The organism is Dolichospermum sp. UHCC 0315A, assembly GCF_008121535.1.
GTDB classification, from domain to species: Bacteria; Cyanobacteriota; Cyanobacteriia; order Cyanobacteriales; family Nostocaceae; genus Dolichospermum; species Dolichospermum lemmermannii.
Map to the genome: position 1 here is coordinate 2,386,709 of NZ_CP043056.1, position 10,792 is coordinate 2,397,500.

A 10,792-nucleotide genomic window follows, 5' to 3' on the forward strand; every position below is an offset into this window, starting at 1 on the left:
ATTACCAATTATTATTTGGTTTAGCGAGATTTTTAAACTTTGTAAATTGTGGATCAAATAATAGTTTAATTGTTCCTGTTGGTCCGTTCCGATGTTTAGCTATGATTACTTCGGCAATTCCTCTATCTGGGGTATCTGGTGAATAATATTCATCGCGGTATAACATCATTACTATATCCGCATCTTGTTCAATTGAATTGTGAACAATAATATTATTAGCGATAAAGTTATGTAATTTATCAACTGTTAAATCAAATACTTCTTCTTCTCCATCTAATTCTATTGAGATAAGTTCATCCCAATAAATATCACTGTTAGCAAGAGCAATTAATTGTTGTTGCAAATTTAATTCATCTAATCTTTTCCACCCATTAATAGTTAAAAATTTATGATTACCAGTAGCACGAATTTCTCGACCTAATCGAGTTGTTAATGTAAATACTGGTTTGATACCTGTAGAAAAAGCGTTACTAACAATTGCCCTTTCTAGTTTCATTGTGTTTTCGTTCAGTCCCCAAACCGCAAAATCAGATTTACCTACTAATTCTTTAATTGGTACTTGTAACCCGGTGTCTGCTAATGTAACAAGACTATCGCCAGCTAAACATCCCGATTCTCTCAAATCAGATAACATTGGGCGTTTATTGGTTCTTGCTTCTACTCCGCGACTTAACTGTGATAAGGCAATTATGGGTACAGATAATTCTCTCGCTAAACCTTTTAAAGAACGGGTAATTCTCGATAATTCTTGGACACGATTATCACTACTACCTTCCATTAATTGCAAGTAATCAATAACTATTAATCCCAATTCTTTAGTTTGTTCGGCTTGCAGTCGTCGCGCTTGACTTCGCATTTGTGTGACTGTAATATTTGACGTATCATCAATAAAAATTGGCGTGTCTGAGAGTTTATCAATGGCACGGCTTAAAGGTTCCCATTGGGTTTGACTAATGCGGCCACTTCTTAAATAACTGCTTTCAATTCCGGCTTCACTAGCTAATAGTCTTTGTACTAGCTGTTCTTTGGACATTTCTAAACTAAAAACCGCAACTGCTAATTGATAACCGGCTGCAATGTTATGAGCTAGGTTAAGACAAAAGGCCGTTTTTCCCATTGACGGCCTCCCAGCAACGATAATTAAATCAGAACGCTGAAAACCGCTAGTCATGGCATCTAAATCATAAAAACCACAAGGTATTCCCGGTAAAGCAATACCTTGATGACGAGTTTCAATATCTTGAAAAGTATTAATTAAAGTGTCACCAATATGAACCAATCCCGATTGGGTTTTTTGTTGAGTGACGTTAAAAACTTTTTGTTCGGCATTATCAAGAACAATTGGTAATTCTGTTTCTGTTTCAAAACCAAGATGAACAATTTCATTCCCGGCTTTAATTAATTGCCGACGCAGGTATTTTTCCATGACTAACCCTGCTAAGGCATCAATATTGACGGCAGAAACTGTCCGGTCTACTAATGTTGCTAGTTTGTTTCTGCCCCCAATTTGCGTTAATAGATCATTGTCTGTCAACCAACTAGTTATAGAAAGTAAGTCTGTAGGTTTTTGCTGAGTATGCAGACGCAGGGCGGCTTGATAGATGGTTGTATGGGCGCTAATATAAAATGCTTCGGGAACTAGGCGATCGCTCACTCGACCAATTGCCTCTGGATCTAGTAGAATACCTCCTAGAATCGCTTCTTCTGCTTCGATGTTTTGAGGTGGGACGCGATTACTACCATCACCTTGAAAACTTAGTTCTTCAGCCATAGAATTTTAAATTTTAGCGATTTTGGATTTTTACCTAATCATCCAAAACCGATAGGAAAATATTGATAACCACAGATATATCATCTGTGGTGATTAATTAATTGACATACTCACCCACCTGAAGGTGCGGGGAAACACTTGACACTTCGCCAGAACAGGCCACAAGTGGTCTTATCGTCCCTCCATGTCCGTTTAAAGTCTCCCAATGCCCTATGGCGACTATGACCAAATTTTAACATAAAGCCGTCTTTCCAGGACGGGGCTTGTGTCCCGTCTTTTCGGTCACCGTTAGTTAGAGACGACTTCAATGTTAATTACTGCTGTTACTTCAGAATGGAGTTTAATTTCAGCTTTGTAAGTACCCAATTGGCTAATATCGGGAATAGTAATCCCACGACGATCTATTTCTAGACTAGCTGCGGATTGAATTGCATCTGCAACATCTTGAGTAGTAACTGTACCGAAAATAGCTTCATTTTCACCAACTTGCTTGGCAATTTTTAAACCAGCAATATTTTCTAAAGCTGTTTTTTGCTCAGTTGCTTGTTGTTTGAGTTCTAATTGTCTTTGATATTCTTTCTCGCGTCGGCGTTCCACTTGTTTGAGCAGACCGGGTGTAGCGCGAGCGGCTAAACTCTGGGGGATGAGGTAGTTACGAGCATAACCGGGAGCTACTTCTACCAAATCACCGAGTTTTCCCAGCTTGGTAACATCTTTTGTTAAAACTAATTGCACACGTTTCGCCATTGTTTTTCGCTTTTCTTGGTAAAATCTTAGTTATTTGGGTGTCATCAGAGTGGCTCACAAAATTGTAGCTTGATCCTCAGCGACTTTGAACATACCCACAGCCTCAAGATTCTAGCGAAGTTTGGGGAGCGATCGCAATACCAAATGTCAGAAATATGAAAAAAGGAGTTGAGAAGGGACACACAAAGAAGATAACCAGAAAATTCTTAACCACTGACAACTGACAACTGACTAAAAATTATCCTTCATCCCTCGAATCCGGGCAAAGGTTTGGACTCCTTCTTTACTTTTCGCTATTGCTTGTAGAGATGGTTCTTCCCAACGTAAAAAAGGATTTGTGAGTTTTTCCACTCCTAGTATTGATGGAACTGTCGCTTCATTCCCATCCCGTTGAGCTTTAACATCTTGGTAGCGCTTTTGTAAATCTGCATTTTCAGCATCCACAGTCACCGCAAAACGCAAATTGCTTAAAGTGTATTCATGGGCGCACCAGACGCGAGTATGATCAGGTAAAGCCCGGAGTTTAGTTAAAGAATCTACCATTTGCCCCGGTGTACCTTCAAATAAACGACCACAACCTCCCGCAAACAATGTATCACCACAAAACAATTCTCCAGGCTCTCCTGGACTTGCTGGGGGGAAATAGTAAGCAATATGAGCGCGAGTATGTCCAGGTACAAAGAATATATTAGCAGTGCGATCGCTAAAATGGATGCGATCGCCTTCCTGCAAAAACACCTGTTGTCCCGGAATTCTCCCCCGATCTTCCGCACCTCCATAAACTTTCACATCGGGAAATTCCTTCATCAACCCTGTATTTCCACCCACATGATCGCCATGATGATGGGTATTAAAAATTGCTACTAAATCAGCCTTGAGTTTTCTCAGTTCCTCTAAAACTGGTTGTGCTTCCGCAGGATCAACAACAGCCGCAATATTCCGCACTGGATCATGCAGTAAAAATATATAATTATCTGAAAGTACCGGTAAACGGATTATCTGCATTAGCTTTTTCTCCTCAAAAACTATCATCAGTAATAGTAAGTTGCTAGTTATCTAGTTGGTAATTGGTGATTGGTAATTGGTGATTGGTAATAAGATACCTATTTTCTTCATCCTGTAAATCCTTTAATCCTGGAAATCCTGATTCAGACAATGAATTTAATTTCTTCATCCTGTTAATCTTTGAATCATGGACATCCTGATTCAGACAATGAATTTAATTTCTTTATCCTGTAAATCCTTTAATCCTGGACATCCTGATTCAGACAATGAATTTAATTTCTTTATCCTGTTAATCCTTGAATCCTGGACATCCTGATTCAGACAAAATGATATTATTAAGACCAAGAATCTAAATCCAAAGACTGCATTCCTTCGCTTTTAACATAATCTAGCAAACCTCCCAACTGCCGCCAAATAAAGAAACAAGTTAGCAGACTCATAGGTAAACCGATACTTAAAGCCATTCCTAAAGGAAACCCAAATATCTCAAAACCAGAACAAAGAAATAAGCAAGAACCACCAGTAATACCAATAAATGGTACTAATAATTGTTTATAAAAAGAACGGGTATTAGTCTTTTCTTTAGGAGATTTATCCTGTGGCCATTGCTGGACAATTACCTTCAATGTTCCAGATAAAGCTAACCCAGAAGTGAAAGCCGTGAGAAAACCAACTAATAGTAAAAAGTAGGGTGGTTGCAGAGGGTAATAGTACATTAAAACTCCTGGTTGTTATTAAAATTCATTTTTATTTGGTAACAGATTATTTAGCTAAAATAGCTGCTACACCTTCTCTAGAGAACTCTGTTAACAGGCTAATGGCGACATTTAGTAAACGATTTGGGGGTAAATCGTCCTTGACTAAATCCCACAGACTTTGGACTTCTTCTGTGTGCAAACGGTCATCTTCAGTGATAGCTAAAACCAACTGACGACGGAGAAATTTACCCTCTTCGGAAAGGATGAATTCCAAACCCATCTTCGCTGTTGGTAAAACATCGAAATTGCTATCAGTGCGAGCAATAGTAATCAGATTTTCTAACCTTTGCCACTGAAATTTACCATCTTTAAACAACACATTCAATAGCCGTCGCCTTAATGCGGGAGATTCCCCAGTTAATAATCGTCGGGCGATATAGGGATAACCAACTTCCACAATTTTGAAATTGGGGTTCAGACTCAGCGCAATTCCTTCTTGTGTCACCAAAGAACGAATAATTAAAGCAAACTTTGCCGGTACACGGAAAGGATATTCATACATCAATTCCGAAAACTCATCGGTAATGGTTTTGAAGTTGAAATCTTGGACATTTTTACCAATAGCATTTCCTAATACCGCTTCTAATGCCGGCACAATAGGGGCAATATTAGTGTTCGCTGCCAAAAAGCCCAATTTGACAAAATCTTCCGCTAAATCAGCGTAATCCTTATTTACCAAATGCACTAAAGCATCAACTAAATTCTCCTTAGTGGTTTCCTCTAATTGATCCATCATACCAAAATCAATGTAAGCCATGCGACCATCGGCCATAGCGAACAAATTCCCAGGATGAGGATCGGCATGGAAAAAACCATGCTCTAATAGTTGTTGTAAACCAGTAGTTACACCTATTTGAATGATGGCTTCTGGGTCTAAACCTACAGATTGAATATTCTGAGTATCTGTGAGTTTAAAGCCATTAATCCATTCTAGGGTTAAAACATGAGTGCTGGTATAATTCCAGTAAATACTGGGAATTTTTACCTGGGGGTCATTACGGAAATTATGGGCAAACTTTTCCGCATTGTGACCTTCATTGATGTAATCAATTTCCTCAAATAACTTTGTGCCAAACTCGTCCACAATTAAAGTTAAATCGTGGCCGAGATTGAGCGGTAGCCAGGGAGCAAGCCAACTGGCAACCCAACGCATGAGATACAGGTCTTTTATCAGTAACGGGCGTAAATTGGGGCGTTGTACCTTGACTGCCACTTCTTCACCACTGAGTAAGCGACCCCGGTAGACTTGACCCAAACTAGCCGCTGCTACGGGTTGAGGGGAAAGTTCCCGAAAGATTTCGCCAATTGAGCGATTTAATTCTGTTTCAATGATCTGATATGCCAGATCATTATCAAAAGGTGGTAACTGGTCTTGTAACTTGATTAGTTCTGCTAAGAAATCTTTGCGGATTAAGTCGGGACGAGTCGAGAGGGCTTGACCAACTTTAATAAATGTCGGACCCAGATCGGTAAGTAGGGTTCGCAACTGGGTAGCGCGTTTCCCTTGATTTTCCTCTACCTCGTCTTGCCAGTCGTCCCACTTGAGACTGAATATAAATCCGGCAAAAGACCAGATTATTCTCAGTAGTCGCCCCCATACTAACCAGGGACGGTAGCGAAAGTAACGATTGGTAGCTGCGCTTGCCCAGGGCAACGCTTCTGGATTATACTGCTTCAATTCATCAGATTGATACTGACCCACGCCTTTATTTGCCTCTTCAACTGGGAAATTTACACCGTCGCCTTGATTATGAATGCTAACTTAGTTGTTGGCACAGGAAAATGGTACTTTTTAGTTTAGAAAGAAACTTTAACCGGATCTAGGCGCAATAGGTGAAGAAATAAGCCTATTTAGCTAGATCTATTGATCTTTTTCTTCATTATACTTTATAAAAGTACAAACTTTTTGTATGTATTTGGGGTATTTTATCTTTTTTTAATGACTAAAGCCTTTCCGTAATGTAGTTAATTTTGACACCACCCAGTCAGAAATATCAATCAGCTATGCAAATAACCAGCAGTGAAATCCAAGCTATGCGGGAATTAATGCCAGATTATGCGTCACAATAATAATTAAAACTATGTAATTTATCTTCACAATGTCCCTCTCCCAGCTTACCCCCACTCTTTCCTCTCCCCACACCCCCACAGAAACCTACTGGGGATATGATTATGATTTGGTCATAGTCGGTGGTGGAATTGTCGGTTTAACCTTAGCCGCTGCTTTGAAAGACTCTGGTTTAAATATCCTCCTTATTGAAGCTAGAGTGGCATCAGCCGCAGTGGCTAAAGGACAGGCTTATGCTGTACATATGCTGTCCGCACAAATTTTCCAAGGAATTGGTTTATGGGATAAAATTCTCCCCAATGTTGCCAAATATAACCGAGTTCGTCTCTCTGATGCTGATTATCCCGATGTAGTCAATTTCCAAACTACTGATTTAGGGACACCAGAGTTAGGTTTTGTAGCGGAACATTATGCACTGTTAGAACCGTTACAGGAATTTGTGCAAAGTTGTCCAAATGTAACTATCTTGTGTCCAGCGGAAGTAGTAAGTACGCAAAATGAGAGAGATATAGTTACTATTAATATCAAAATTGGCGACGAAAATCGGATAATTCGCAGTAAATTGTTAGTCGCTGCTGATGGTTCAAAATCTCCCATTCGTCAAGCTGCGGGCATTAAAACCAAAGGTTGGAAATATTGGCAATCATGTATTGTGGCCTTTGTGAAACCAGAAAAATCTCACAATAACACCGCTTACGAAAAATTTTGGTCTAGTGGTCCCTTTGCCATTTTACCTTTACCGGGAAACCGTTGTCGCATTGTTTGGACTGCACCCCATGAAGAAGCAAAAGCTTTGTGTGCGTTGAATGATGAGGAATTTTTAGCGGAACTAACTAAACGCTATGGTCAGCAAATGGGGAAATTGGAATTATTGGGAGAGAGATTTATTTTTCAGGTACAGTTAATGCAGAGCGATCGCTATGTTCTCCCTAGATTAGCATTAATTGGTGATGCCGCCCATAATTGTCATCCCGTCGGTGGACAAGGTTTAAACTTAGGAATACGTGACGCAGCCGCATTAGCCGAAATCATCCAAACCGCACATAAAAATCGTCAAGATATTGGCAATATTTCCATTCTCAAGCAATATGAAAGTTGGAGAAAAAAAGAAAACCTCGCAATATTAGGTTTCACCGATTTATTAGATCGAGTTTTTTCCAACAACTTCTTACCAATAGTCATAATTCGCCGTTTGGGTCTATGGATTATGCAGCGAGTTCCCATGGTTAAAATATTCGCCCTGAAATTAATGATTGGCTTAAAAGGAAAAACTCCAGAATTAGCTAAACGGTGAAATCACCAACCTATTGTAGGGTGCGTCAGATTCGATAACTCAGCCAGCCATAAATAGATTTTTGATATCTGACGCACCTTAAAAATGTACTTCTTGTAATAGTTAACAACATCAACCTAATAACTAAGGAAAGTGAGAGATATCATGACTCAAACTTTAGAAAATTCTCTTAATTTAGGAGAAGAAGAACAACGATTCTACCGTCGTGGAGTAACTTGGGAAAAGTTCCAAGCAATTCAAAAAGCATTTGAAAATGTCCCAGGAGTGCGTTTATTTTATTGTGAAAGAGTTTTAGAAATTGTGACTATCAGTAAACCACATGAAGCAATTAGTAGTTTAATGGCTGCACTACTAACCAAACACTTTGAAATAGAGGAAATTGAATTTTTCCCCAGTGGTAGTTATTCGCAAATTCTGCCTGGTATAGTTGAGTATCAAGCCGATTTATCCTATTGTTTAGAAAATGATAAAAATAGACCAGATTTAAGTAAGTCGGCACGATAAAATCAATATACATTTTTTTCGTAAAAACCCTTAAATAACCTATCTATAAGGTATTTGTCGAATTTACATTTCGTTACATATGTTGATTGTTTAACGCCAACTTACTTATGTATTGAAATTGTTATTACCAGTGGTAGTCCTATCAAACTGAAGAAATACAAATTAATGCAAGTTCCAGAAGTTTGGTTTTGGGAAGATGGAACGCTGGAAATTTACTGTTTACGACAAGAAGAATATGAGAAAGTTAATAATAGTGAATTGTTGCCAAAATTAGATTTATCTTTATTGAATCGTTGTCTTTTGTTATCTTCCCCCTTAGAAGCAATCAAAGAATTTCGTCGAGGGATTTAATGGTTATTCCTCGTTTCCTCGTTTTCCTCGTTCCCAGGTTCTACCTGGGAATGCAATCAAAAGGCTCTGCCTTATGCTAACATTAATATGAGGCAGAGCCTCATAACCTGTATTCCCTGTCAGAGACAGGGAACAAGGAACAAGAATAATTTAAACTTCTAATTTTTCCTTACCAGCATTCAAAGCCACAATATCTTGCAACCTGGAAATCACAAAAGACTTCTCCAGATAAGACAACAAACCACCAGCTTTTGGACCACGTTCCTTATTTAAAAAAGATAGATACAAAGCCTTAAAAGCAATTGGTTGTTGAATCCCTAACTCCTTAGTAGTCGAGAAAATTATAGTTTGTAATTCCTCAGCTTCCCAATTAGGAATATTTTGCAAATTCTCCATCAATTTTTGCAAATAAGCAACTTGTTCCGCATTAAAATCATTAGCTTTGTCTGGAACTTGTTCCAAATAGAGAACTAACTTTTCTTCCTCATCTGCATAATCTTGTAACCACAATTGTGCAGCAGCAATTCTTTGATTAATAATTTGCTGATCATACTCATTTAAAGGCTGTGGACTACGTTGGACAACCTCATCCTGAATATTTAAACGCGGAACTTGCAACAAAGAAATCAGCGTACTAAAATCAAAAGGTTGGAAAGTTTTAACTTCATCCCCTAGCTGTGCGTAAAATAACGGCATTAATTCCTCCGTTAATTCAGGAGATTTAGAATACTTGTTAATTAAAGTATCGTAATCTCTAAATAAACGAGTAGTAGTTTCATAATTTGGCGCAAAATTAATTACCGTTCTTGGCTGAGTTCGCAACATTAAAAAGCGCAGTAATTCCGGTGGAAGTAAAGCCGCAATTTCTTCTGCACTCGAACCAACTCCCTTAGAAGAACTCATCTTTGTCCCATTCACAAGAATGAATTCATAGGGAGAATGAAAAGGAGGTTGCTTTTGTAAAACCTTACGACTAATCGCATTAGCAACATCACGAGAACCACCTTTTTGAGAATGATCCTTCCCAGCCATTTCAATAGTTACACCCAACACATCCCACTTAGCCACCCATTCAACCTTCCAAGGTAATTTACCATTACCATTAAAAGGAGAAACCCAGCCAGAATGTCCACAACCTTTTACATAGTCAGTTGCATCGGGTTTGCAGGTGTAAAATACTTCTGAACCGTTATAATCTGTCGTGACAGTTGTGGCAATCTTACCGCAATTTTCACAAATAACTTGAAAAGAATACCAGTTACTTGGACGGTCAGCTTTGCTTACTTCTTTATATGCTTCTCTCACCAAATGGGCATTTTTTAAGAAGGTGTCAATATAGGAATTAAGCTTTCCAGAACGATATAAATCTCGAAGAAAATAAGTTTCTGGTTTAATTCCTAAATACTCAAAAACCTCAAAAAATTCACCAATGAAATATTTAGCATAATCACTAGCATTATCACCAGGAGAAGGCACATTACACAGAGGAAAACCCAAATAAGGAGAAAATTTTTCCTGATCTAAGTATTTTGGAACCGTATCCAGTGCGTCATAGTCATCCACACCATACAAGAACTTGACAGGTTTACCTGCGTGTTTCAAAGCCCGGTAAATCACGTCATGGATAACCACACCTCGCAAAGATCCAACGTGTACTCTTCCTGATGGAGTTTTAGAATCATTAACTACCTGGTAGCCTACTGCATCAGCAGCAATTTTATCAGCCCAAAACATTTGCTATTTATCTTTTCACAATCCATCCATTTTAACTTTTGTCATGGAGAATAATCTCATTGTTGACTAAGTTCAATAATATTTCTATCTGGATCTTTAATAAAAATCGCCGCCCGACCAGAAGCACTAGCTTGAAAAGGATAATTTTTAGCGGTTAACTCATCCTTTGCAACCTGTAAATCAACTACAGAAAAAGCAATATGAGGATTTTGCCCCCATTTTTCCTGTTGCTTATCAGTTGGTACGGTAGGTGCAGCTATCAGATGAAGTTGATAATTACCAATTTGATACCAAACACCGGGATATTTTAAAGGACGTTCTACTTTATTTAATCCTAATATCTGGCTATAAAAATATTCCGAACGTTCTAAATCAGTCACTAGAATAGCAGTGTGAAGACTCTGTATAATTTGCATTTTTTTTTAATATAGTACAATTTTATCTGTCAGATTAGGACTTATGTAATTGATTAAAAATATATAAATAAATATGACCTATATTTTTTATTAAATCATCATCAATTTTGATATTCCCTTTCCTAAATATGCAATTTATTTTGT

At 38.3% G+C, this 10,792-nt stretch carries 10 protein-coding genes; 3 read left to right on the top strand and 7 right to left on the bottom strand.

Going from position 1 to position 10,792, the window contains the following annotated elements; genetic code table 11:
- Nucleotide 1: 1 nt before the first annotated feature.
- From dnaB to BMF77_RS11715, 5 genes are all read right to left on the bottom strand, one after another.
- Nucleotides 2–1,771, bottom strand: a complete 1,770-nt coding sequence (gene dnaB, locus BMF77_RS11695) for a replicative DNA helicase (protein WP_148762950.1) — start codon at nt 1,769–1,771, stop codon at nt 2–4.
- A 288-nt stretch (nt 1,772–2,059) separates the two neighbouring features.
- Nucleotides 2,060–2,518 (bottom strand): 50S ribosomal protein L9, encoded by a 459-nt coding sequence (rplI, locus tag BMF77_RS11700; protein ID WP_148762952.1) that lies wholly within the window; start codon nt 2,516–2,518, stop codon nt 2,060–2,062.
- Nucleotides 2,519–2,749: 231 nt separating this feature from the next.
- Nucleotides 2,750–3,523 carry a hydroxyacylglutathione hydrolase gene (gene gloB / locus BMF77_RS11705; RefSeq protein ID WP_148762954.1) on the bottom strand — a complete coding sequence of 258 codons (774 nt, stop codon included), beginning with the start codon at nt 3,521–3,523 and terminating at the stop codon, nt 2,750–2,752.
- 335 nt (nt 3,524–3,858) lie between these two features.
- Nucleotides 3,859–4,239: a hypothetical protein gene (locus BMF77_RS11710; RefSeq protein WP_015079123.1), complete on the bottom strand. Its 381-nt coding sequence runs from the start codon at nt 4,237–4,239 to the stop codon at nt 3,859–3,861.
- A gap of 46 nt (nt 4,240–4,285) precedes the next feature.
- Entirely contained in the window at nt 4,286–5,983 is a 1,698-nt protein-coding gene (locus tag BMF77_RS11715; protein WP_148762956.1) for an AarF/ABC1/UbiB kinase family protein, read from the bottom strand.
- A 397-nt stretch (nt 5,984–6,380) separates the two neighbouring features.
- Here BMF77_RS11715 and BMF77_RS11720 point away from each other — a divergent pair, with 397 nt between their 5' ends.
- The 3 genes from BMF77_RS11720 (at nt 6,381) to BMF77_RS11730 (ending at nt 8,498) form a co-directional block, all read left to right on the top strand.
- A complete protein-coding gene (locus BMF77_RS11720) occupies nt 6,381–7,643 on the top strand; it encodes an FAD-dependent hydroxylase (RefSeq protein ID WP_148762958.1) in 1,263 nt (420 codons plus the stop codon).
- Between the two features lie 144 nt (nt 7,644–7,787).
- The gene (locus tag BMF77_RS11725) at nt 7,788–8,147 is read left to right on the top strand and encodes a hypothetical protein (protein ID WP_210422340.1); all 360 of its coding nucleotides are present in this window, start codon (nt 7,788–7,790) and stop codon (nt 8,145–8,147) included.
- 54 nt (nt 8,148–8,201) lie between these two features.
- Nucleotides 8,202–8,498, top strand: a complete 297-nt coding sequence (locus tag BMF77_RS11730) for a Uma2 family endonuclease (RefSeq protein ID WP_246863131.1) — start codon at nt 8,202–8,204, stop codon at nt 8,496–8,498.
- Between the two features lie 150 nt (nt 8,499–8,648).
- Here BMF77_RS11730 and lysS read toward each other — a convergent pair whose 3' ends face one another.
- Together lysS and BMF77_RS11740 are read right to left on the bottom strand one after the other, a co-directional pair.
- A complete protein-coding gene (gene lysS / locus BMF77_RS11735; protein WP_148762960.1) occupies nt 8,649–10,232 on the bottom strand; it encodes a lysine--tRNA ligase in 1,584 nt (527 codons plus the stop codon).
- A 56-nt stretch (nt 10,233–10,288) separates the two neighbouring features.
- Nucleotides 10,289–10,648: a VOC family protein gene (locus BMF77_RS11740; RefSeq protein ID WP_148762962.1), complete on the bottom strand. Its 360-nt coding sequence runs from the start codon at nt 10,646–10,648 to the stop codon at nt 10,289–10,291.
- Nucleotides 10,649–10,792: the final 144 nt, after the last annotated feature.